Source organism: Gardnerella sp. CCPDSM (assembly GCF_056754715.1).
This window is the reverse complement of record NZ_JBQEQO010000008.1, coordinates 1-25,221: the sequence shown is the minus strand read 5'-3', so window position 1 is coordinate 25,221 and position 25,221 is coordinate 1. Positions and strand designations below refer to the sequence as shown.

The following is a 25,221-nucleotide window of genomic DNA, read 5'->3' as shown; positions in this document are numbered from 1 at the left end:
TTGCAATATTTGATAGCAGTGCAGTAAAAATAAAAGCGACGAAAGCTAGTAACTTCCGCCGCTTTTTATATTTTAATATTTAATTTTATTTTTGAGATTTGTTTTTCTCTCTAGCTTCTCTCATACGCTCTTTTACGGTTTGAGCGTATTCGTCAACGTATTCTTGACCGCTCATTTTTTGAATTGCTTGCGTTATTTGATTAGTGATTTCGCGCAAACGTTCGTGAGTAATTTCGCTTGAATCTCGAACTTTCTCCACTTTAATAGGCTCACCATAAATTGCTTGCGTTTTACCTTTTGCAGGAACTATTTGTCCTTGAACTTGAAGTTCTCTTGTGCCAATAATAGCCACTGGCACAATTGGGCAACCAGTTTCAAGAGCAAGACGGGCAGCACCAGTGTGTCCGCGATACAATTTGCCATCAGGGCTTCTTGTGCCTTCAATATGAATGCCAAAAAGCTGACCTTTTTCTAGAATTTCTCGAGCATGATTTAATGCTCCAAGAGATTTAGAACCGCCAGATCGATCTACTGGAAAAACTCCAACTGAAGTAAACCACCACTTTTTAAAACGTCCCTTTATGCCTTTTCCTTCAAAATATTCAGCTTTTCCCATAAAGTGAATCATACGAGGGCAAGTCAATGGCAAAAGAGCATCATCAATAACAGCAAGATGGTTTGCGGCAATAATTGCACCGCCCTTCTTTGGAACATTATGAACGCCTTGAGCAGATGGATGAATCCTCATGCGGGCAATACCCCCAAGTCCCTTCACGAAGAACCAGTACAACATACTATATCCTTTCTTGCAGCTACCTATTTTCACACTATTTTGCGAAACAATCAGGAAGATTTGCTACAGTATAGTTCATGACTTCTTCTAAGAATACCAATGACCCTCGCCGTGAGGATGACGAAACGTCACCATTTTCAAATTTTGATAACAAAAATTATGACGACATGGATCTTGACGACATGGATTTTGAATCAGAGTGGAACGATTTTATGGCAGAATACGGAGGTGAGTTGGACGATGTCTTACGTTCTCGCCTTGCGAAACATTTTAAAAAGCATGTAGAAAAAGATTTAAAAGAGAAATTAAAGCTAGAAGCTAAAAGGAAGGAAGCGGCTATAAAAGCTCAACATCTTCAAGATGGAGAAAAAGTCGCAAAAAATAAGTTTAGTCTTAAAAATTTAAGCAGCAAGGAATCATATATTTCTCCTAATCGTATGCAAGATTCACACGTGCAATTCGTGAACCCGCAAGGCCCTCGCGATAACACTCGCAGCAGCTGGCTTGATGTAGACGAAACTATGGATGATTATGGTGATGATTTTGTGCCACCAAATCCTACTTTAGAAAATATTCCATTAACAACTGCAATATTGTGGATTGTTTTTGCTCTTGGAATTGCTGGAATTATTTTTTGCGCTTTTGTGCCGTCTCTTGCAACTATTGTTGGAATTGCAAGCGGATTATTTATTCTTATTGGCGGAGCAGGATTAATTATGAATCACAAGAAACCTGATCCGTATAAAGAAGACTATAGAGATTACGGTCATGGAGCGCGAGTATAAAATCGCTTCTTCTTATTTAATAAATCTTAAGTTATAAGAAATAAAATGGCGGCACGATTCAAAAGAATCACGCCGCCATTTATTTTTAAGTTTTGCTTAAAGTAAAACTTTTTCTTTACTCAGCTTAGTTTTCGGCTTCATTCTGACCGTGGCAAAGCTTGTACTTGCGACCAGAACCGCATGGGCACTCATCATTCTTATTAGTGCCTGGGAAAGTACGTCCATCGGCCCATGGAGTCTTCCACTCTTCATTCTTTGGACGCATGCTTAATGGAACTTCGCCTTCAGCATGGCTCAAAGGAGCAGGTCCGACGATTCCAGCCGATTCGTCTTCATTATCAACTTCAGCAGAAACCTTAGCAACATCTTCATCTACTTCAGCGTCAGAATCTTCATCCATTGTTGTAGCAACCTGATTAATATCAATATGGAAGAGAAGTTGGATGCTTTCTTCCTTAATTGCTTCAATCATGGAATTGTACATCTGATAGCCTTCACGCTGGTATTCAACCAAAGGATCGCGCTGACCCATACCACGCAGGCCAATACCATCCTTCAAATAATCCATTTCGTAAAGGTGTTCACGCCACTTTCTGTCGAGAACAGCCAAAACAACTCGGCGTTCAAGCTGACGAAGAGATTCGCTACCAACTTCAGCTTCAAAAAGTCCATAGAACATTACTGCGCTTTCAACGATAATATCGCGCAAAGCAAGTACTGCCTTTTCGCCCTTAAGCTTGTCAATAGACTCATGAATCTCATCCCAGTCAAGAATAACTGGCATAACAGTGTTAAGAGCCGAAGTTAAGCCTTGCAAATCCCAATTCTTTGGCTTATCTGATCCGTTCATTGCGCCGCGAACGTAGCTTTCAGCAGTATCGCTAATGAACTTCAAGATATCCTCATGAATATCTTCGCCCTTAAGAACCATTTGACGTTCGGAATAAATAACCGTACGCTGCTTATTCATAACGTCGTCGTACTTCAAAACGTTCTTACGCATTTCGAAGTTACGAGCTTCAACAGTTTTCTGAGCTGTGCGAACACCGTTAGAAACATACTTGGACTCGATTGGTTCACCTTCAGGCAAGCCCTTTGCCATAACACGAGCAACAAGCTGCGTGTTGAACAAACGCATCAAATCGTCTTCCAAGCTCAAGTAGAAGCGAGACTCACCAGGATCGCCCTGACGGCCAGAACGACCACGAAGCTGGTTATCAATACGACGAGACTCATGGCGCTCAGTACCAAGCACATACAAGCCACCAAGCTTCTTAACTTCTTCGTGCTCGTCCTTAACTTGTTCCTTAACTTCAGCCAAAACGCCCGGCCAACGCTTCTCGTACTCGTCAGGAGTATCGTCTGGAGAATAACCTTCAGCCTTCAACTTTGCATCAGCCAAGAATTCAACGTTTCCGCCGAGCATAATATCAGTACCACGGCCTGCCATGTTAGTGGCAACAGTCACAGCGCCCTTACGACCTGCAACAGCAACAACAGCAGCTTCCTTAGCATTCTGCTTAGCATTCAAAACCTGGTGAGGAATACGAGCAACATCAAGCAAAGAAGAAAGAATCTCAGAAGATTCAACAGATGCAGTACCAAGAAGTACTGGCTGACCCTTAGCGTGACGCTGAGCAACGTCGCGAACAATAGCGCTTAACTTTTCCTTCTTAGTGCGGAAGATTAAATCATCCTTATCCATACGAATAACTGGACGGTTAGAAGGAATTGGAAGAACACCCAACTTGTAGGTACCCATAAATTCTGCAGCTTCAGTTTCTGCAGTACCAGTCATACCAGCAAGCTTGTCGTACATACGGAAGTAGTTTTGCAAAGTAATAGTAGCAAAAGTCTGATTTTCTGCCTTAACTTCAACATCTTCCTTAGCTTCAATAGCTTGATGCAAGCCTTCGCTGTAGCGACGTCCTGGAAGAACACGACCGGTGTGCTCATCAACAATAAGAACTTCTCCGTTAGTAACAACGTAATCGCGGTCGCGAAGGAACAGTTCCTTAGCTTTCAAAGCATTATTCAAATAACCAATAAGCGCAGTATTATTCGGCTCATAAAGGTTATCGATACCAAGATAATCCTCAATCTTAGCAATACCAGAATCGAGAATACCTGCAGTCTTCTTCTTTTCGTCAATCTCATAATCAGTATCGCGATTAAGCTTTAAAACAAGCTTTGCAAATTCACGATACCAATGAGTTACGTCGCCTTCAGCAGGACCAGAAATAATAAGTGGCGTACGCGCTTCATCGATGAGAATAGAATCAACCTCATCAACAATAGCGTAATGATGGCCACGCTGCACAAGCTCGCTCTTTTCCCAAGCCATGTTATCGCGCAAGTAATCAAAGCCGAACTCGTTATTAGTGCCGTAAGTAATGTCTGCATTGTACTGCTTACGACGCTCAACAGGCTGCTGATCTGTAATAATGCAGCCAACGCTCATGTTGAGGAATCGGTAAATACGACCCATCAACTCACTTTGATAGCTTGCAAGGTAATCGTTAACAGTAACAACGTGTACGCCTTTACCTTCCAAAGCGTTCAAATAGCTTGGCAAAGTTGCAACCAGTGTTTTACCTTCACCAGTTTTCATTTCTGCGATATTGCCCCAGTGCAATGCCGCGCCACCCATAAGCTGAACGTCGAAGTGACGCTGGCCAAGCGTACGCTTTGAAACCTCTCGAACTGTAGCGAAGGCTTCAGGCATTAAATCATCAAGCTTTGCGCCATTATCCAAACGCTGCTTAAACTTAGCAGTTTGGCCCTTCAATTCTTCATCGGAAAGCGCAGAAACTTCATCTTCTAACGCATTCACAGCCTTGGCTACGTTCTCAAGGCGCTTCAATTGACGGCCTTCACCCATACGCAAGGCTTTATCGACGATATCTACCACGTTTTGCTCCCTTAGGTCATGTCTATGAAGACGGCCTAGCCAACATAGACGTAAACTGTGCCTATATTACGCGACGGCTACGATTTTTATAAGTTAGCGAGTCTGACAGCTCAAAATAAAAATGCCCGTCCAACGTTGTGTCAGACGGGACATTTATTTATTTTAGTAATTTTTTATTTACTTTTTACTAATTTTGGTTACTTTTCACTACCTTTTTATTCGTAATTTTATTTATTTGTTTACTTTTGCTTAGCAACATTTTCTGGTGTATCAATCTCAAATACACCATAGCTCCAACCGTGCCTGCGGTACACAACCGACGGACGCATAGTTTCTTTGTTCACAAACAGGAAGAAATCATGGCCAATAAGCTCCATTTCATACAAAGCCTCGTCAATGCTCATAGGCTCTGCAATATGAAGCTTACGACGAATCACAATAGGAGTGCTTCCTACGCTAACTTCTACAGACTCGCCCGGGCCTAAATCAGAAGCAACAGCTGCATCAGCACTATTGACTTCATCTTCTTCTGGCTCTTCAACAGTAGTTTCAATTTCTGGCTCCACCACACCCATGTCGACAGGAACCATCTCGCTATATCCACGACGATGATCCTTACGACGATCGCGAGTGCGGCGCAAACGCAGCGTCAATTTATCAAGTGCCATATCTAAAGCACTATATTGATCAGTGCTAGAAGCCTCTGCGCGAATAACTGTACTTCCTGCAACAACAGTAATCTCAACTCGTTTTGCAGTATCTGCTTGACGTGGATTACCTTCGTGTGTTAACACAATTTGTACACGTTGCGCATCAGGCGCAATGGCGGTCACACGATTCATCTTACTTTCAACAACGTCACGGAATCTTTGATTAATTTGCGTATGACGACCAGTAATGACGATTTCCATGCGAAACCTCCCCATATAAGCTCGAACTATTCGTTCGATTGGAATCCTCCGACTGCCACGATGCCGTCGGTATCTCTATTATATCTGCTTAAGCAAGAAGAACCTAGCAATTTATCAAATTTAAATAAAAAAATTAATATTTCTTTCAGTATTTTATATAAAATAACGAATTTTTTACGAGATTAATATTATCTGCTATACTTAGGAAGGTTGAGGTTTCACGATGACCGCGGTCACGATGTTCATTCGGAGTGACTGAGGAACTTCCGGGCTCCACAGAGCACGATGGCGGATAACGTCCGCCCAGGGCGACCTGAGAGATAGCGCAGCAGAGAATAGACCGCCTGAACAGTTTGTTTAGGTAAGGGTGAAACGGCGGTGTAAGAGACCACCGGGCTTCTGGTAACAGTTAGCCGCATGGCAAGCCTCATCGGGAGCAAGGTCAAGCAGAAGACGTTTAAGGGCTGCTCGCCCAAGTCTTCGGGTAGACTGCTAGAGTTTGGCGGCAACGTCAAATCGAGATGGATGGTCATCCGTGTGCACTTGTGCACACGACAAAACCCGGGGTATGTGAAACCTCATCAACTTTTTGGTGCGTTTGCGAAGTCTGAAAACACTGCTAAACAGTTTGCAAACGGCGAATCTTCCGCAATTTCAGCATTAGTATCGTCCACTACCCCGTACGTTTTCATACAAGCTTTCTGAGCTGAAAGTAAAGCAGTTGCGGAATCTTCAAATACTGCGCAATCCACAGGATTAATATTAATTTTCTTCGCAATATTTATATAAGTTTGGTAACTATGCTTACCTTCTTCTGGTAAATCTTCCCCAAATTGCAAAAAGTCGAAACATTCTAAAATACCGGTTCTTTTTAAAGCCGGTTCGCATAAACGCTTAGAAAGAGTAGTCATAAGAAGCATTTTTATTTTTTTAGATTGCAAATAATGCACGTAATCGTATGCGCCTTTTCTAAGCGGAAGATGGTTAGCATAAGCATCAAATGCCATATCTGACCATTCTTTCATTAAATCTTCTGGAGAGTCTGTAAAACCATAATTTTTAATAACATAATCAGCAATTTGGCGAGGTTTCATTGTTGCAGTATTGTTCGCAAAAATTTCAGGAACGCTCATGCCTCGTTTAGCAAAACTACGTTTGTCAATATCATCCCACACGCCAAGAGAGTCGATAAGAGTACCGTCAAAATCAAAAATCGCAGCTTTAAAAAACGAATTATTCTCTATATTCTCCGCTTCCATCAATTAACTTTCTACTTGTTTCCAACAATTCTCGCGCATGATCAAGCGAAGTTTGAGAATTACTTCCGGAAAGCATGCGAGCAATTTCTTCCTCTCGATCATCACCTTCAAGCTGCATAACGGTTGTGTCAGCACACTCATCGGCAGATTCGCTAGTAACATTTTCCACAAGACTCTTTTTAACAGCAAGCTGAACATTTGCAAAAGAAGCAACTTGTGGCAAATGCGTAACAACAATAACTTGAGCATGTTTTGCAAGCTGTGCTAAACGTTTACCAAGCTCTACTGCAGCTACTCCACCAACGCCAGAATCAACCTCATCAAAAATAAAAGTCATAGTTTTATTGTCATTTTCACTAAATTTAGAAATAACAAGTTCTATTGCAAGCATCAGCCTACTTAATTCGCCACCTGACGCACTTTTAGACATCGGAAGATTAGGAGAAGCGGGGAAAGGACGGAACAAAAACTCAATGTCGTCAATACCGTAAGAATCTAGCTTTTCGGTAGACGTGCTGTTTTTGCGCGAATTAACTTGGATTATTAACTCAGCGCCTTTCATAGCAAGACTTGATAATTCTTCGCTTACTTCGTCACTAAGCTTCTCAGCAGCTTTTACACGCGTAGAATACAATTCTTCAGCTATATTTAATGCTTCAATATAGCGTTTATTACAAGTTGCGCGCGCTTTTTCAATAGCTTCCGGAGAATCATCTAAATCTTCAAGCTCAAACTGAGCTTTTTCTGCCCAATCAAGCACATTATCTAGAGTAGGCCCCCATCTTCTCGTCAGTTCAGTTAAATCGTGAATTCTAGAATTTAAAGCATCTAAATCTTCTTCATTCGCATCCAAGTCTAATTGTTGCGCAAGTTGCATTACAACGTCGTCAATTTGGGAACGAATATCGTCAAGCTGATTAACAATTTCGCCAAAAGATGAATTAATATTAGCGCTTCTAAGAGCTTGCGAAGCTTTATCAATAAGAGTTAAAGCGTCTTCAGAAGATTGCGAAGCACCATAATCGATTTGACTTGAGTCAAGAGAAGCTAAAGCCGTGCTTACGGAATTAATAATTTGTGCAGCATTCTCAATTCTTTCTCGTCTTGCACGCAATTCTTCATCTTCGGTAGGACGCGGATTAACGTCACGTATGCGAGTTAAAGATTCTCGAAGATAATCAGCTCTTTGTCTTGCTGAAGACTCTTGATTTTCTAGGCGCTCGCAAACAGCTTTTGCTTCCTTCCAATCGCGATAAGCTTGAGTATACTTTTTTAACAATTCACTATTATTCGCAATTTTATCTAGCACTTCGCGCTGCTTAGCACATGTTGCTAAACGTAGCTGGTCACTTTGGCCGTGAATAGTAACAAGTTGAGAAGAAACTTTTTCTAGCAAAGTTTTTGGCACAGCGCATCCAGAAAGAGTCGCTCTGGACCTTCCCTCTTGAGGAATTGTTCTTGAAACATACATATCGGATTGATTAATATTATTTTCTGAAGTTTCAAGATTAATTCCAGCTTGATTTACAATATCTTCTACTTCGCTTGATTTCGGCACGCTAAAAACGCCTTGAACCCATGCTTCTTTAGCATTTACGGATACGCGCGCAGAATCAGCTTTACCGCCTGAAATAAGTTTGATTGCGCTTAGTAGCATTGATTTTCCAGCACCGGTTTCGCCAGTAATAGCAGTCATGTGCGCTGAAGGTGCAATAAGAGCATGCGCAATTGGTCCAAGATTACGTATTTCTAGTTCTTCAAGCACTATGCACCTCGTTTACTACTGTTTCTTTGTTCTCGCCAACCAACTACTGGTAAATCAAATTTTGTAACTAAACGCTTTGTAAAAGGAGCGCCGGAAAGTCGAGCTAATAATAATTCGTCTTTAGATTGACGAACTTGAATGCGTGATCCTTGCGGAAGTGCGCGTTGTCGTCTGCCGTCGCAGCAAATCCAACCTCCCGAAGACGATTCTTCAAGAATATCAATAGTAAAAGTTGATCCCGCACCAATAATAAGCGGTCTTGCAAAAAGCGCATGAGCTGCTAATGGCACTAATTGTAAAGCTTCTACGTTTGGCCACATAATTGGGCCACCTGCTGAAAACGCGTAAGCCGTGGAACCAGTAGGTGTTGAAACTATTACGCCATCGCAGCCGAACGATGACATTTCAACATCGTCCACGCGAATAGAAAGCTCAACCATGCGGCCTCTGTCTGCACGATCAACAGTAATATCGTTTAAAGCCCAGTCGCTTAAAGGCTCGCTTTCACCAGGAAGCCACACGTCTACGTGAGCTTCCATACGTCGATTAATAAAATAATCTTTATTAGCAATTCTTCTAATTGCTTCATCTATTTGGAAGCTTTCAAATTCTGCCAAAAAACCAACATGACCTAAATTAATGCCAATAATTGGAACTGGAGTACAATGCACTAATTCTGCAGCTTGAAGCATAGTGCCATCTCCGCCGAGAACAACAACAATTTCTGTATTCTCGTCGATTAAATGCGTTGGTTTTTGCGCAAAAGCAGAAGCAGCAGCACTATGGAACACGTCTACTTTAAAGCCTGCGTCTCTAAGCTGCTTAGTAACTTGGTTAACTACAGCACTGTTACTATCAAGACTTGCATGAGTAACAACAAGAGCACGGCGGACTGCCAAAGTAGCATCATTTGCTAAATGTTCTTGCATCACACGTCCCCTTTGTACTGTTGAAACATAACAGTAACTATTGTAATTCTTTTGCGTATATTACAAAAAGTACTTACGAGGAAAATCGTGCGTAAAGTAAGTATTCTACGTTGCCGTGAGTTCCTTCAATAGGCGATTTTTCTGTTGCAATAACAGTCATATTATTAGCTTTAGCGCAATTTTTCACTTTTTCCAATGCGCTAATGCGCAAACTTTCGTCTGTTACTATGCCGCCTTTTCCAAGATTTCCTTTTCCAACTTCAAATTGTGGTTTTACAAGTAGTACAATATTCGCATTTTTCTGCGCAATACGCGCAATTGTTGGTATGACTAGAGTAAGAGAAATAAAAGAAACGTCCGAAACTATAAGATTTGGCTTATACGGCAAATCTTCTTCATAAACGTCTCGAATATTTACGCCGCTCATTTCTATTACGCGAGGATTATTAGCAATTTTGGGATGCAATTGACCGTGGCCAACGTCTAAAGCAATAACGCTATTAACTCCTTTTTGTAAAAGAACGTCGCAAAAGCCGCCTGTTGAAGCGCCAATATCTAATGCTCGAGTTGAATTTAAAATAGATAAACCGTATTTAGAAAATGCTTCAAAAGCGCCTTCTAATTTAAGTGCGCCTCTTGAAACGTATTTAAGAAAGTATTCTGATTTTGCTGATTCTGCTGATTTTTGAATAATTATTTCTTCAGAATTATTTACTAAAAATGATGATTTGGTAATAATACGATTATTTACGCTTACTACTCCGGCTTTAATAAGACGTTGCGCAATAGTTCTACTGTTTGCTAAAGAACGGTCTACAAGCGCAGAATCTAAACGTTGAGTTACATATGAGCCTGTTGGCACTTCCGATTTTCCATTTATGCTCATGCTATGCAAGCTTACGTCGTTTGCGCGCTTTTCGTTTGCGCGCTTTTCGTTTGAGATCATAGAGAAAACTCCGGCAATTCGTAGTCTTCTACTCTATTGCCGCTATCTTGCAAACTCCAAGTCAACGCACAAGCTGCGCGCAAAGCATTTAAGTCGTAAGTATTATTAACTTCAATACTATTTTCTACAAGCTGAGCTTTCGCGTCGCCGCACACAAAAGTATTATTATCAACGCGATTTGGAGCTTCATGAGGCTCATTTAATCCGCGCAAATCTTTTGCTACAAAACTTGGACGCAAATGCGCTGGCGCAAGCATAAGCATTCTAGGATCCGTAACTCCTGTAAGCACAAGCAAAGACTCGTATCCGCCTCTTGTGCCTGCTTCAATATCCGTATCTAAACGGTCGCCAACAGCTAAAGAATTCGCAATACTGATTACAGGATTGCCAAATTCGTCTTTTTCAGTATATTCTTTAAGCTCATTCTCACTGTGATTAGAGTTTGCTGCAACTAATAGTCGAGCTTCGTCATACATTGCAGATTCTGGTTTTCCAGCAGAAGCAATAGGCTCAACGCCAGTAGCATTAATTACTGCTTGAATCATAGAGCCGCATCCAGGCGCTATTCCGAGCTCTCTAGGAATTGTTAAGTCGCGATTTGTAACAAAATACTTGGCTCCATGTTCAACGGCAAATGAAACCTCTGCCATTTCTTGCCAAGTCATTTTAGGATACCAGCCTTGAATTACAGCTTTTGGATTGTCTTCGCAAGAAGTTACTGGCTGCAAACCTGCACGTTTGACTTCTTCTTGCAAATGTTCAGCTCCAAGAACAAGAACTCGAGCACCACGCTCAACATGGCGTGCAACCATACGAGCTGCCACAACCGAAGATGTAATAATCTGCCAAGGTTTAACGCTAAGGCCAAAACTTTCTAGCTGTTTTGCAACAACAGCTTGAAAACGAGAAGAATTATTCGTTGTGTATTCAATAGCCATACCGTGATTTTGCGCGGATTCTATTTCTTCAGCAGCATGCTCAACAGCGTTTCCGCCACGATACACTACACCGTCCAAATCAAGCAAAGCTAAACGAAACGCTTCGCTTAAAGGAAGATTACTTGCAGAAAAATTCTTTCTCGTTTCAAGTTGCATAAAATAGCCTTAAATTGTTTTAATCCTCAGATTTAACTTCTTCACTAGAATCTTCAGAATTATTTTCTTCGCTAGAAAATTCTTCTTCATCTTCTTCATTTTCTTCATTTTCGCTAGAATCTTCGGAATCATCTTCAGAATCGTCTTCAGAATAATCTTCAGAATAATCTTCAGAATCATCTTCTTCTGGAGCAAATTGAGCATCATCTTCACTCATGCCGATTTCATCCATCATGTCATCGTTCAAATGCTCTAAATCGTAGTCAATAACAATGTCATCTGGATTAATATCTTCATCATCTTTGTCTGCATATTGCTGCTCAAGATTGTCAAGCAAAGACTCTAATTCAATTGCTTCATCGTTTCGTCCTGCTTCTTCCAAGAAGTACTGCTCAGCTTGAACAGCTCGCATACGATACTCTCCCGGCAAGCCCTTTGAACGACCCATTGCGTGGACCAAATCAATAGCTTTATCTGCATGACCAGTATCTGCCAAAACGCCTGCATAAACGAGGAACATTTCGGCTTTTACTTCTCCTCTTAAGGATTTCGCTTCATCAGACATGCAAATTTCTAGAGCCTTGTCAAGATTACCCATACCGCGTTCGCAGTCAGCAATAAATGGCAAATAATCAAGATACCCATTCATTCGCATAGCAGTACGGAATTCTTTCGAAGCAAGCTTGTAATCGCCTTGACGATAAGATACAAAAGCTAAAGTTTCGCGAGCAAAATCAATGCGAGAAGCCTGCTTAGCAGCCCACTTTGCATGCTCTAAAGCAAGCTCAGGATTCTCCTCTTCCAAAGTGTATGCTGCAAGAATATGAAGACCAATATTTTCAGCATGCTCCTTTGAAAGGCCGCGTAAACGTTCACGATCTTCCTTGGAAAGCATTGCCCATTCCAAGCCTTTTGGCATCTTAGGCTCATTAGGGCGGCGAGCAGTATAAGGATTCTGCGATGGATACGAAACAGTTCCGTCTGAGTTTCTGCGTGGACCGTTTTCAAAACGGAAGTTGCTGTTTGAATTTGATCTGCGATTGTCTCTGCGGTCGTCTCTACGATTGTCTCTTCTATCATCACGGCGATCGTCACGACGATCAAAGCGACGCTCATTATCTCGACGCTCTTCATAGCGATTATTCCTACGGTCGTCCCTACGATCGTCCCTACGGTCACCACGGAAACCGCCATTAGAACCCTTATGGAAGTCCTTATGGAAATCGCCATTACGATCATGACGATTGTCACGCCTATCGTCTCTTCTATAGTCTCTTCTATCGTCACGGCGATCGTCACGGCGATCGTCACGACGATCAAAGCGACGCTCATTATCAAACTTCCTGTAGCGTGGATTGCCGCCTTCTTCACCAGAACGTTCAAAATCTCTTGAACGACGATTATCGAAGTGATTATCTTTACGGTCAAAATGACGGTTGCGATCAAAACGGCGCTCGCCATCATGATTTACGCCAGAGTGGAATCCTTCACCGCGCTCATCGTCACGACGGCGATTAAAGCCGCCCTTCTTAAAGCCACCTTTATGGAATCCATCTTTATGGAATCCACCACGACGTTCGCCACTTTTTCCACCATTGCGATGGCCAAATCCGCCACGCTCACCAAAAGACTTTTTACCACTCCGCGAGTGTTCGCGCTGTTCGCCCATTCTGGCATACCTCTCATCCGTATGCGATTTAATTGCAAAATCGCATTTTTATTATCGTAACATCATTAAACGTCTGTTATAAGCAAGCTATAGCATACATCAAGCAGCCAGCTTATAACAGACGCATTTTCAAATAATCATAATAAACGCGTATTATGCGCGCTCAACAGCACCAATAGCTTTCTTACCGCGGCGAAGCAAAGCAAAACGACCATGCAAGAACGAATTATCGTCAAGCACATCGTCAACACCTTCAACACGCTCATTGTTCAAATACAAGCCGCCAGCTTCAATAGCGCGACGAGCTTCGGAAATAGTGTGGAACAAGCCTGCAGCAACTGCAGCTTCTACAATACGATCTCCATTGCTAGACTTTGCAAATTCTAAGCTGCCATCTTCCGCCTTTACTTTAACGCCAGACAACGCAGCTTCAAGAGTCTGCTCATCAATATTTTTAATATCTCCACGACCGAATAGTGCAGAAGAAGCCTCAATAGCCTGGTTAGTTAAATCTTCGCCATGCACAAAACTTGTAACTTCCCAAGCAAGCACTCGCTGAGCTTCCCTAGAACCAGGATCATCTTGAATCTGCTGAGCCAAACGCTCAATTTCACTCTTTGGCAAGAATGTGAAAACTTTAAGCAGCTTAACAACTTCATCATCTGGCTGATTAAACCAGAACTGGTAGAAGCGGTAAGGGCTTAACATTGCTGGATCAAGCCACATTGCGTTGCCTTCAGACTTACCAAACTTACGACCCTGATTATCCGTAATAATAGGGCTAGTAAACACGTTTACTGAAACGCCGCGCACTTTGCGAATCAAATCCATTCCGGAAGTAAGATTGCCCCACTGATCCGAACCACCAAGCTGCAAAGTAACATTGTAATTATCGAATAAATACAAAAAGTCATTACCTTGCAAAACCTGGTAACTAAATTCTGCAAAAGAAATACCTTCGTCAGAATTCAAACGACGAGCCACAATATCCTTAGCAATCATCGTTCCTACGCGGAAGTTTTTGCCAACATCGCGCAAGAAATCAATAGCAGACATCTTGGAAACCCAGTCGTAGTTGCTAACAAAACGCACAGGGTTTTCGCCTTCAAGCGGCAAAATTCTACCAATCTGCCTGCGCAAACGCTCAGCCCATGCTGCAACAATATCTTTAGAATTTAAAGTTCGCTCGCCGCTTTGACGAGGATCGCCAATTAAACCTGTAGCGCCGCCAACCAAAGCAATTGGGTGATGACCTGCAGCTTGCAAATGACGCATGTTAATAAGCTGAACAAGATTTCCAATATGCAAAGAGGCGGCAGTAGGATCGTAGCCGCAATAATAAGTTAATGGTTCTCCGTCAAGTGCTTGAGCAAGCTGCTTTTCGTCAGTAGATTGCGAAATCAATCCACGCCACTTTAGCTCTTCAAACAAAGAAGCAAATCCGGCTTCCTTGTAATTCCTGACCTGAGCCATTAGTATCTCCTTGATTTAGAAAATTACCGAAAATATCGGGCGCTGTGCGCGTCCACAAGCCATTCAATTTTTGCAGTACATGGCGACACGCTTAACAAAAAGTGCCGAATATTGAAGAAAATCATATTCGGCACTATTTTCGTGCAACTAATTTAATTTTGCTTAATTACTTTGCAAAAGAACGATACGCAATACCGTCACTTATAGAATTCGCAAAGTTATAATAATTATTTACTTTAGTTTCAGCTTCTAAAATTTGCTCTTTTACTCGCACAAACGCTGTTCCTCCACGTCCGCAACGAGATGCAACAGAACCTTCACTTGAAAGCACTTTGCGGAGATCACAAATATGCGATTCATCAACAAAACCTTGCAAAATCGCCGCAAAATCATCGTCTGTTAAATCAGCTAAATCTCCACCAATCTCCTCAGCTTTCTTTACGCACAATCCCGACAAAGTATGAGCATTACGGAATGGAACACCATGTTTTACAAGCCATTCTGCAATATCTGTAGCTAAAGCGAAGCCCGTAGAAGATTGTTCCTTAAGACGATCCAAGTCGAATTTCATTGTTTCAATCATCCCGCAAAATGCCGGTAGCAAGACTTCTAAAGTATCGATTTGATCGAAAACAGCTTCTTTATCTTCCTGCAAATCGCGCGCGTAAGCAGTTGGAAGACCTTTAAGAGTTGCCATTAAGCCAGTTAAATCCCCTATTAAACGTCCTGCTTTTCCGCGAGCAAGTTCAGCAATATCTGGGTTCTTTTTTTGAGGCATGATTGAAGAGCCGGTTGAATAAGCGTCATCCAATCGCACAAACGCAAATTCTTGAGTATTCCAAATAATAATTTCCTCACTTAAGCGAGAAATATCAACGCCAATCATTGCAGCAATAAAAGAAAATTCTGCAACAATATCTCGGCTTGCAGTAGCGTCAATAGAATTTGCGCAAACATTCGCAAAACCAAGCTCTTTTGCAACTTCTTCCGGATTAAGTCCAAGAGTGTTACCTGCTAAAGCGCCTGCTCCATACGGGCTTTCATTCGCTCGTAAATCCCAATCAATAAGCCTTTGAATATCTCTAAGAAGCGGCCAAACGTGCGCCATTAGCTGGTGAGCAAGAAGAATTGGCTGAGCGTGTTGCATATGCGTACGCCCTGGCATTACTGCATCTTTTGCATTTTTTGACTGCTTAATTAAAGCATCGCAAACTGAAAGCAGCAAACCTGCAATAATTCGAGCATACCTGCGCAAAAACATGCGTATTAATGCTGCAATCTGATCGTTTCTAGAACGACCTGCACGAAGCTTTCCACCAAGCTCGTTTCCTGCAATTTCAAGCAATCCACGCTCTAAAGCCGTAGCTTCATCTTCATCTTCCTCAATAGGCGCGAAAGTTCCATCATCTACGCGTTTTTGCAATTCGTCCAAAGCTAAAGATAAATCAGCATACTCTTTTTCGCTAAGAAGACCAGCACGATACAGCGCATGAGCATGAGCTCTAGAGCCTGCAATATCATCGTCTGCCAATCGCCAATCAAACTGTGTTGACTTACTTAAAGCTGCAAGCGCTTTAGAAGGGCCTGAGCTAAAACGTCCACCCCACAATGCGATTGGATGGTTAGCATTGTTTGTTGTATCGTTCGTAGTCATTCTTACCTCTTGTTTAGGTGCATCTTGTTTAGGTGCGTAGATTTTAAGTTAACTTTTGATTAGCTTTTACTAGTTATTTGCAACACGCATGTCACGAGCTGCAGCAACCTTGCTTGACAATCCGTAGATTTCAATGAAGCCGTTGGATGCGCGCTGATCAAAAGTATCGGAAGAATCGTAAGTTGCCAAGTTAAAGTCATACAAAGATTCTTTAGAGCGGCGACCAGTAACAACAGCCTTTCCTGCGTACATAGTCATACGAATATCTCCAGAAACATGATTTTGAGTTTCGTTAATAAACGCATTCAACGAACGCACGACTGGAGAGAACCATTGACCGTCGTACACAAATTCAGCCCACTTTTTATCAAGAGCGCGCTTTAGCCTGTGCTGTTCACGCTCCAAGCAGCAGTTTTCAAGCTCTTGATGCGCAGTAATTAAGGCTTGCGCACCTGGAACTTCGTACAATTCGCGAGATTTAATTCCAACTAAACGATCTTCAATAATGTCAATTCGACCAATTCCTTGAGCACCTGCTCTTGCATTCATTTCTTCAATTGCTTGCAAAGGCGTTACGTCATGTCCGTCGATTGCAACAGGAACGCCCTTTTCGAATGTGATTGTTACTTCATCTGGCTCTTGAGATTCCATAGGATTTTGAGTGTAAGAATAGCATTCTTCAGTTGGAGCATTCCATGGGTCTTCCAAGAAACCTGTTTCAATTGCGCGACCCCACACATTTTGGTCAATAGAGTAAGGGCTCTTTTTACTTTGCGTAATTGGAAGATTGTGATCGTTCGCAAAAGCAATTTCAACGTCACGAGTAAGAGACAAATCACGAATTGGACTAATAGCTTTTAAATCTGGATCCAAAGATTGGATTGCAACTTCGAAACGAACTTGATCGTTGCCTTTACCAGTGCAACCGTGGGCAATAGTATCCGCGTCAAATTCGTGAGCAGCATGCACTAAATGCTTAGTTATAAGCGGCCTAGACAAAGCGGATACCAACGGATACACGTCCTCATACAATGCGTTTGCTTTTAAAGCAAGCATGCAATATTCGTCCGCGAATTCTTCGCGAGCGTCAACAACGTATGACTCAACTGCACCACAAGCCAAAGCGCGCTTTTTAATTGCATCAAGCGCTTCACCACCTTGACCGACGTTAAGCGAAACAGCAACAACATCTTTTCCTGTTTGCTCTTTCAAGTAAGGAATAGCTACAGAAGTATCCAAGCCACCTGAGTATGCCAGAACGATGCGCTTGTTAGTATTCATTATGACCTCCTAGGCCGCTTTGTATAATTAAACAATATAGAGCATATTATACAGATTAGATAAAATCAATATACGTGTCGCAAAATGTTGAAATATAATTTTTTTTAGTATAATTTATTAAAATTATACAAAATTATTTAAAGAATACTTATGCAATAAAACTGCTCGTATAGTAAGCGTATAGTAATAAAAAAGCGCGCATACAGTAATAAAAAAGCGCGCATATAGCATTTACAGCCTATGCGCGCATAAAATAATAATTATTCGTAATTTATAGTCAAGATTTAGCGAGATGCAACAGTTAGCATCCAGTTTGCTCGATCTTCAGCCTCTTCATTAGAAGAGCAAACCATAATAACCGTGTCGTCTCCAGCAACCGATCCTAAAATACCCTTCAAAGGTTGACGGTCAATAACGCTAGCAACGTACTGTGCAGCTCCAGAAGGCGTATGAATAACAACAATATTATTTGCGTGACCAACTTCTGTAACAAGACCAGATAATGTACGAGCAACTTGCTGATCAATTCGAACAGTATCCATAGCGTGACGATTCCCAGTACCATCACCTAATACGTAAGCAATTCTGCCATCTGTTAAACGAATTTTAACAGCATTCATCTCATCTAAATCACGGCTTAATGTAGCTTGAGTAACCTTAAAACCATGTCTAGCAAGTACTTTAGCAAGCTGCGATTGTGAAGTAATAACTTCTGCCAATAAAGCCTGCTCAATAGCGTTTAAACGAGCAGCTTTTGTAGAAGGACGTTGCTGACTTGAAATAACTTCGTCATCTTTGCTTGTTTCATAATCCTTTTTCGGATTTATCATAGTTTCTCTAAAAAACCTTTCCTAAAAAACATTTACAGTCAAATATATACGACTATGCACATAAATATCTAGGAAATGTGAAATTTATTGCAAAAAATTTGTCACAACAACAGAACAATGCGATTGCGCAACTAGAAAAAGTTACACAATCGCATTATTTAGTATTATTTTATGCAAATTTATACGCGCAAAGTAGCGTGCAATTTTGCAGCAGCCTTAGTAATTGCCTCGCGCACTTCTTCCATTTCTTCACCAGACAAAGTTCTATCTGTTGCACGGAAAGTTACAGAATATGCAAGAGAACGCAAGCCTTCACCAAGCTGTTCACCCTCATAAACGTCGAATAATTCAACAGACTCAAGCAAATCCCCTGCAGACTTTTCAATAGCATCTTGCAAAGTTTTTGCTTGCAATGAGATTGGCGCAGTGAAAGCAAAATCTTGCTTTACTGGAGGGAAAGTAGAAATTGGCTTAGCTTGAACCGGCTTCATTAACATATTGCTGAACAATGCTGTTAAATCAAGCTCGAATGCAGCAGAATGCTTCGGCAAATCCAAAGCTTCACAAACGTGAGGATGCAATTCACCAACAGTACCAATATTCACGCTAGAGGAATCTTCTGCAATAACGCAAACCTTAGCGCTACGGCCTGGATGCCACGAAACTGGAGCATCTGCAGCCTTAAATTGTTCAAGAACGAAGCGAACACCAATACGCTTTCCTACTCGTTCAAGAGCTTCAACAGCGTCACTCCAGTCAACATCTCTATGAGTTCCAAGCCAGCCAGTTTCTTCAGCATGGCCTGTAAGAAGAGCTGCAACATGCAAAGGCTGATCCGGCAAACCAGCATCCAACGCAGCAAGCTCCGCATTAGATGGTCGCACAGAACCAGGCAATGCTGGAATTGCAGGAGCATCCGGATCGTTGAAGTATACGTGGCCAAGCTCGTACATAGAAATGTTTTCAAGTCCACGACGAAGATTGCGGCGAACAGTACCAGCCAAAGTAATCAAAACAGAGCGACGAAGCCAAGGGCGATCTCCAGCCAAAGGATTAGCAATGCGAACGCTTACTTTAGAAATTTCGTCAACATCCTGACGGAATGCCTTAATATCTTCTTCGCCAACAAACGGGTAGCTCAAAGATTCAACTAAGCCAGTTTCAGCCAACTCGTAAGCAATAGCTCTGCGAGTTGCCTGCTCTGCTGTTAAACCAGTCCTTCCAGTAACAGGAACCGCAGGAACCTTAACAGGAATCTCATCGTAACCAACAAGACGAGCGATTTCTTCTACCAAATCGCAAGGCTCATTCAAGTCAGGGCGCCAAGTTGGAGGAAGCACAGAGAATGAACCGTTGCCGCCGCCAGCAACAGAGCAACCAATATCTGTAAGGATGTCGCTAATTTTGTTCAAATCAACATCAAGACCAGCAACACGATTAACTTCATCAGCTTTAAACACAATCACATTGCGAGGCTGAGTGTTATTAAGATCTAATGGAGATGAAGATGGTTTAGCATTTGCGAACTTCTCCAAAAGATTCGAAGCCATTTGTGCAGCTGCAGGCTGAAGCTCAGTATCAACACCACGCTCGAAACGACGAGAAGCCTCAGAAGGAATCTTATGACGGCGAGCAGTACGAGCAATAGAAACAGGATCAAAATGAGCTGCTTCAATAAGAACGTTCTTGGTTTCGTTCGTAACTTCACCGTACATGCCGCCCATAACGCCAGCCAAGCCGAGCACGCGCGAACCATGGTTGCCGCGTGGAGAATCACAAATCACTAAATCTTCAACATGCAATTCGCGATCTTTACCATCTAAAGTAGTTAAATGCTCACCGGAACGTGCGCGACGAACAACAATAGGTCCTTCGATTTTATCCAAATCGTAAGCGTGCAAAGGCTGACCCAAGTCGAGCATTACATAATTAGTAACGTCAACAGCAAGAGAAATACCACGCATTCCAGCACGAGTTAAACGGCGCTGCATCCAACGAGGACTTTGAGAAGAAGCATTAAAATCATGAACAGCACGAACATAGTAACGGTCGCAACCAGGAACTCCGTGAATTGGGTTAGTATCTTCAATACTCACCTCAATATCGGAAGACTTATGGCCTTCGCTATCCATAACTTTAGAAGCTTGCTCATTCAAAGCTATAGCAGGATCAGTGTAAGTAGCTCCAGTTGAATGATGATATTCGCGCGCGACCCCACGATACGAGAAAGCGTAACCGCGATCTGGAGTAATATTAATCTCCAAAACAGGCTTGTTAAGATGCAACAATTCCATTGCATCGTCACCAGGCTTAAGCGCATCATATTCAGCTTTAGTAAAGCCATACTCACGCAATAAAATAATGCCGTTATGACTATCACCTAATCCAAGCTCACGCTCAGAAGCGCACATGCCATTAGAAATGTGGCCATACGTCTTACGAGGCTCAATCTTAAAATCGCCAGGAAGAACAGCGCCTGGAAGAGTTACAACAACCTTTTCACCGGCAGCCATATTTGGAGCGCCACAAATAATTCCACGAGGAACTTTATTGCCCTTTTCGTCAACATCGTTATATTTTTCACCAACGTCAACATGGCACCAATTAATTGTTTTGCCATTCTTTTGAGGCTCGGCAGTTGCGTCCACAACGTAGCCAACTACGATTGGACCTGTAACTTGAGAAGTGTGAATTTCTTCTTCTTCCAAACCTACGCGCACTAAATCTTTAGCAAGCTGCTCGTAAGTCAAATTTTCTGGCACGTCAACGTGATCTTTGAGCCAGTCAATATCTACCATTGGCATGATGTTACTCCCCCATTACAAACTGTTCTGCGAAGCGCTTATCGCCTTCAACCAAATCATGCATATCGTTAATATCGTGACGAAGCAGCAAGGTGCGCTCCAAGCCAACACCAAACGCAAAGCCTGTATAAACTTGCGGATCTAATCCTGCAGACTTCAAAACGTTCGGGTTAACCATGCCGCAACCGCCCCATTCAATCCAACCTGGGCCACCCTTTTTATCTGGGAACCACAAGTCAAGCTCAGCACTCGGCTCAGTAAATGGGAAGTAGCTTGGACGAAGACGGCTTTTAGCGTCAGGACCAAACATTGCAACAGCTAAACGATCAAGAACACCCTTTAAATCAGCCATTGTCAAATGCTTATCTACAGCCAAAGCTTCGCATTGATGGAATACAGGAGTATGCGTTGCATCAAGCTCATCCGTGCGGAACACACGTCCTGGAGAAGCAATATACAGAGGAACTCCACGCTCAAGCAAAGCACGAACCTGATCGGAAGAAGTTTGCGTGCGAAGAACCATGTTGGAGCCCACAAAACCTGCAGCATCCTTAGACTTATTTCCTTGCACGTAGAAAGTATCTTGCATTTGACGAGCAGGATGATCTGGGCCAAAGTTCAAAGCATCAAAGTCAAACCACTCAGTTTCAACTTCAGGGCCTGCGGAAATTTGCCAACCCATAGAAACGAAGAAGTCTTCAAAATCCTCAATAATGCGAGCAATTGGATGACGAGCACCCAAAGGCTTGCGGTTAACAGGAAGCGTCATATCTACTGTTTCAGCAGAAAGCATGCGCGCTTCTTCAGCAGCTTTAACACGCTCTGAAGCTTGAGCAAATGCACGGCCAAAATCAGCTCGCAAAGTTGACATTACTTTGCCAACTTCCTTCTTTTGATCTGCAGGCAATGAACCAATTGCTTTGCTAGCAACAGTCATCACTGACTGAGCACCAGCGTATTGAGACTTCACCGCCTTTAACTCGTCCATAGTTTGAGCTGCGGCAGCACGAGCAATGCCTTCTTTGACTGCTTGAGTTACAGCTTTAATGTCGAATGGCTTATTATCGGTCACAGCACCCTTCCTATCTGTGTTATGCGTATATACATGTGTTTATACACTTTTTAATACTGCCCAAAGCTATATTTTTCGCTCATGACTCGACATAGCCAAGCCCATTAGCATTACTGCAGCGCTTGTTGCGAGATTCATCGATTCAGCTTTTCCATAGATTGGGATTATTGAAATATCATCAACTTTTTGCAATATATCTTGCGTTAATCCTCTAGCTTCATTACCAAATAATATAGCTAAAGAAGATTTAGTAAGCTCATTATTTGCAAGAATTTGTGGGAATGGTACAGGCTTGTTCTGATCAGTTCCGTAAATATCTGCTGCAATAACGCGAGTATTTGATTTTTTAGCGTAATCAAACCAGTCTTTTACACTCATTTGAACTACCGGAAGATGAAATAGCGAGCCTGCAGTAGATCGCACAAGCTTTGAATTCCAACGACTTACGCAATCGTCAATAAAAACTACAGCAGCGCATCCTGCTACGTCCGCAACTCTAATAATCGCACCAGCATTACCAGGATCTCTTACTTGCCAACATGCTGCAATTAAAAGAGGATTATTTGCATTGCCTGCGCGCACAGAGCCTTCTGTACTCATAGACTTTTGCAAATTTTTAAACTCACTTGCATAAAACTCATCCAAAGATTGCGCGTCACTAACCGCAACAATTCCTTGCGAATCAGAACTTATTTTTTGCATAATACTAGATTCAACAGGATGCACGTATAAGTCTTTCGATAGCGCTTCCTTAATAATTGCTTGCAAAGTAGAAGACTGGTTATTTTCTTCCTCGCTAGTTGCGCAAGCTTCTTTATTAACGTAAATATCACTTATTGAATCCGAAGCGTATCGAACAGCTTCACGCACGCTTTGTGGACCTTCAACCAAAAAACGCTTAGAATCATGCGAGTTGCCTCTGCCTAACGCCACAAGCCTACGCACACGCTCACTGTGCGGATTATCAATTAATTCTTTTAAAGGCATACTTCCACTTTACTTCAAAAACGAATGCAACACAGTTAAATAATAACCGAGCTTCAAAAAATAATAAGCAGGCTTTAAAAAATAATAACCAGGCTTCAAATATTACTCGTGATGCTCAGAAGAACTAGAAGTGGTATAGCCTTCAGGCTCCAACTGGAAAGTAGTATGAGACACAGAAACAGGAAAATGTTCACGTAAGCAATCCTGAAGCTGCGAAAGAACTTGAGCGCATTGAGCCATGGTCATATTCGGCTCCACAACTACGTGAGCCATAAAAATTGGCATGCCAGTAGAAACAGTGCTTGCGTGCAAATCATGAACAGCAAGAACATGCGGCACATGCTCTAAATGCTCACGAACTTTATCTAAATCAAGTCCTTCTGGAGTTTGTTCAAGAAGAACCTTAACAGCATTCTTAAGCAACTTCAGAGCGCGCGGAATCATAAGAATAGCAATAATCGCACCAGCTAAAGCATCGAAACCTGCCCAACCAGTACTCATCATAACGATTGCAGAAATTACAACCGCCACAGAGCCTAAAGCGTCATTCATAACCTCAAGGAATGCGGCTCGCATATTCATGTTGTCTTGAGATTGAGACATAAGAATTATAAGAGAAGCAAGGTTTGCAGCAAGGCCTAGGATACCGAAGAAAAGCAGTTGATTTACATCATGAATGCCTTGGTGACCATTGCCAAAAAGACGCATTCCAGCTTCAACAAGAGCATATACGCCAACAATTAGCAAAATAAGAGCGCCGGCAGCAGCAGTAATAACCTCAAGACGAGCCCAACCCCACGTGCGCTTGCTGCTTGGACGACGACGCATAAGAATTGCAGTAACAGTTGAAGCTGCAAGAACGGAAATATCCGTAAGCATATGGCCCGCGTCAATAAGAAGCGAAAGAGAATTAGTGAGGAAAGAGCCGATTACTTCGGCAAAAAATACAATTGAGGTAAGGGAAAGAGTAAGAAGTAAGCGATGCTGATGGGTGTGACTTGCGTGGATTGCAGCGGCTTGGGAAGCTGCGTTGGCGTTGGTGGTGGCGGTGGTTACGTTTGCACTGGTGCCGGCGGTGGTGCTGGTGGTTTTGGTGCTGGTGCTGGCGGTGGTGCTGGTGCTGGTACCGGCGGTTTTGGTGCCGGCGCTTACGTTGGTTCTGTCAGCAGTGCTTATTGAGTTTTCATCAATGCCGTTAGTTGAAGTTACACCGTTATGATTATGCACTTACTAAGCCTCCTCAAATATTGGAACGATATTATTTCTCAATATCATTCGCATTTTCTCTTATACGCAATGAACCCCAGCCGAAGCCGGGGTTCAAATTGCTAAATATTTCACATCTATAACTATGTAATCACACGCTGTCAACATAAGCGTGTAAGCGGAAGCTGACAAACGGAAACCGGTAAGCAGAAGCTGGTCATCCCTCCCCCCACAAAAAACCACTGTTATGACTATTCAGTTGAGCCTCAGGGGCTTGAACTCGTGTCATTCAACGAACTTACAACAAGGTTACGGTACGTTGCCCCCGCGTCGGGGTCACAATCAAACACGCGCGCAAGTAGTTACGTAGGGACAAGTTATCCCCACGTAGATAGCATGATGAAATATTGAAATTGCATAGTGCATTTCAAGATTTTTTCAGAGTCCGAGTTTGCTTAAGGATTTAAAATATGCTGCGATTTCAACGCAAACAGGTCTTACGTAGTAACACCGTTACTAGCTCAGTTCGTTAGCTGAGATATTAACAGTGTTTGAGTTGTGAGTGTTATTTTCTCAGTTGGCCGACTGAGTTTTTAACAGTGTTTTGCATTTGGCACATGACTCTAGATATCGCAGGAGCCGGCGCCCAAGATACTCAGGCAATTCCGGCTCCAACTTCCATATCCTCCGAAGAGATAGGCAATAAATTCATTGTATCAGTATGCGACAATATTGTCACATGCTTTGTTAAGTATGCTAGATATTTTTTACGTGAACCTTTTTGAATTTTTGGATGAGAGGATCCCCCCGCGTATGCGGGAAACCTACCAACCATGCTGTCTTCGTAGTTTG

Annotated in this window: 20 protein-coding genes and 1 other RNA gene; 3 read left to right on the top strand and 18 right to left on the bottom strand. The window is 42.4% G+C overall.

Features of this window, described 5'->3' with window-relative positions; translation table 11 throughout:
• Positions 1-85: 85 nt before the first annotated feature.
• Positions 86-793 (bottom strand): lysophospholipid acyltransferase family protein, encoded by a 708-nt coding sequence (locus ACTJLE_RS05770; RefSeq protein WP_481267828.1) that lies wholly within the window; start codon positions 791-793, stop codon positions 86-88.
• A gap of 77 nt (positions 794-870) precedes the next feature.
• Here ACTJLE_RS05770 and ACTJLE_RS05765 point away from each other — a divergent pair, with 77 nt between their 5' ends.
• Entirely contained in the window at positions 871-1,578 is a 708-nt protein-coding gene (locus tag ACTJLE_RS05765) for a hypothetical protein (RefSeq protein ID WP_481267827.1), read from the top strand.
• A gap of 124 nt (positions 1,579-1,702) precedes the next feature.
• Here the strand turns inward: ACTJLE_RS05765 and secA are convergent, their stop codons facing one another.
• Together secA and hpf are read right to left on the bottom strand one after the other, a co-directional pair.
• Entirely contained in the window at positions 1,703-4,489 is a 2,787-nt protein-coding gene (gene secA, locus ACTJLE_RS05760; RefSeq protein ID WP_481267826.1) for a preprotein translocase subunit SecA, read from the bottom strand.
• A 239-nt stretch (positions 4,490-4,728) separates the two neighbouring features.
• Entirely contained in the window at positions 4,729-5,400 is a 672-nt protein-coding gene (gene hpf / locus ACTJLE_RS05755; protein WP_119486668.1) for a ribosome hibernation-promoting factor, HPF/YfiA family, read from the bottom strand.
• A 211-nt stretch (positions 5,401-5,611) separates the two neighbouring features.
• Here hpf and rnpB point away from each other — a divergent pair.
• An RNA gene (gene rnpB / locus ACTJLE_RS05750) (RNase P RNA component class A) lies at positions 5,612-5,985 on the top strand.
• Here the strand turns inward: rnpB and ACTJLE_RS05745 are convergent.
• The 14 genes from ACTJLE_RS05745 to ACTJLE_RS05680 form a co-directional block, all read right to left on the bottom strand.
• A complete protein-coding gene (locus ACTJLE_RS05745; protein WP_481267825.1) occupies positions 5,982-6,659 on the bottom strand; it encodes an HAD family hydrolase in 678 nt (225 codons plus the stop codon). The genes rnpB and ACTJLE_RS05745 overlap by 4 nt on opposite strands.
• Positions 6,634-8,424 (bottom strand): DNA repair protein RecN, encoded by a 1,791-nt coding sequence (gene recN, locus ACTJLE_RS05740; protein WP_481267824.1) that lies wholly within the window; start codon positions 8,422-8,424, stop codon positions 6,634-6,636. The genes ACTJLE_RS05745 and recN overlap by 26 nt, the downstream gene beginning before the upstream one ends.
• A complete protein-coding gene (locus ACTJLE_RS05735) occupies positions 8,424-9,353 on the bottom strand; it encodes an NAD kinase (RefSeq protein ID WP_481267823.1) in 930 nt (309 codons plus the stop codon). The genes recN and ACTJLE_RS05735 overlap by 1 nt, the downstream gene beginning before the upstream one ends.
• A gap of 73 nt (positions 9,354-9,426) precedes the next feature.
• Positions 9,427-10,239, bottom strand: coding sequence for a TlyA family RNA methyltransferase (locus tag ACTJLE_RS05730; RefSeq protein WP_481267837.1), 813 nt, complete (start codon positions 10,237-10,239; stop codon positions 9,427-9,429).
• A 56-nt stretch (positions 10,240-10,295) separates the two neighbouring features.
• Positions 10,296-11,393 (bottom strand): HAD-IIA family hydrolase, encoded by a 1,098-nt coding sequence (locus ACTJLE_RS05725; protein WP_481267822.1) that lies wholly within the window; start codon positions 11,391-11,393, stop codon positions 10,296-10,298.
• Between the two features lie 19 nt (positions 11,394-11,412).
• A complete protein-coding gene (locus ACTJLE_RS05720; protein WP_481267821.1) occupies positions 11,413-13,062 on the bottom strand; it encodes a tetratricopeptide repeat protein in 1,650 nt (549 codons plus the stop codon).
• A gap of 153 nt (positions 13,063-13,215) precedes the next feature.
• Positions 13,216-14,535 (bottom strand): tyrosine--tRNA ligase, encoded by a 1,320-nt coding sequence (gene tyrS / locus ACTJLE_RS05715; protein WP_119486674.1) that lies wholly within the window; start codon positions 14,533-14,535, stop codon positions 13,216-13,218.
• A gap of 166 nt (positions 14,536-14,701) precedes the next feature.
• Positions 14,702-16,189: an argininosuccinate lyase gene (gene argH / locus ACTJLE_RS05710; RefSeq protein ID WP_481267820.1), complete on the bottom strand. Its 1,488-nt coding sequence runs from the start codon at positions 16,187-16,189 to the stop codon at positions 14,702-14,704.
• A 69-nt stretch (positions 16,190-16,258) separates the two neighbouring features.
• Entirely contained in the window at positions 16,259-17,470 is a 1,212-nt protein-coding gene (locus ACTJLE_RS05705; RefSeq protein WP_481267819.1) for an argininosuccinate synthase, read from the bottom strand.
• A 284-nt stretch (positions 17,471-17,754) separates the two neighbouring features.
• Positions 17,755-18,300, bottom strand: a complete 546-nt coding sequence (locus ACTJLE_RS05700) for an arginine repressor (protein WP_481267818.1) — start codon at positions 18,298-18,300, stop codon at positions 17,755-17,757.
• Between the two features lie 179 nt (positions 18,301-18,479).
• Entirely contained in the window at positions 18,480-21,104 is a 2,625-nt protein-coding gene (pheT, locus tag ACTJLE_RS05695; RefSeq protein WP_481267817.1) for a phenylalanine--tRNA ligase subunit beta, read from the bottom strand.
• A gap of 4 nt (positions 21,105-21,108) precedes the next feature.
• Positions 21,109-22,176, bottom strand: a complete 1,068-nt coding sequence (gene pheS, locus ACTJLE_RS05690) for a phenylalanine--tRNA ligase subunit alpha (protein ID WP_481267816.1) — start codon at positions 22,174-22,176, stop codon at positions 21,109-21,111.
• A 66-nt stretch (positions 22,177-22,242) separates the two neighbouring features.
• The gene (locus ACTJLE_RS05685) at positions 22,243-23,163 is read right to left on the bottom strand and encodes a TrmH family RNA methyltransferase (protein ID WP_481267815.1); all 921 of its coding nucleotides are present in this window, start codon (positions 23,161-23,163) and stop codon (positions 22,243-22,245) included.
• A 102-nt stretch (positions 23,164-23,265) separates the two neighbouring features.
• Positions 23,266-24,171 (bottom strand): cation diffusion facilitator family transporter, encoded by a 906-nt coding sequence (locus ACTJLE_RS05680; protein WP_481267836.1) that lies wholly within the window; start codon positions 24,169-24,171, stop codon positions 23,266-23,268.
• On the opposite strand from ACTJLE_RS05680, the gene ACTJLE_RS05675 reads away from it, so the two are divergent.
• On the top strand, positions 24,145-24,342 hold the full coding sequence (locus tag ACTJLE_RS05675) for a hypothetical protein (RefSeq protein WP_481267839.1): 198 nt from the start codon (positions 24,145-24,147) through the stop codon (positions 24,340-24,342). The genes ACTJLE_RS05680 and ACTJLE_RS05675 overlap by 27 nt on opposite strands.
• Before the next feature lie 682 nt (positions 24,343-25,024).
• Here the strand turns inward: ACTJLE_RS05675 and ACTJLE_RS05670 are convergent.
• Positions 25,025-25,221 (bottom strand): hypothetical protein (locus ACTJLE_RS05670; protein ID WP_481267814.1); only part of this gene is annotated, 197 nt, incomplete at its 5' end.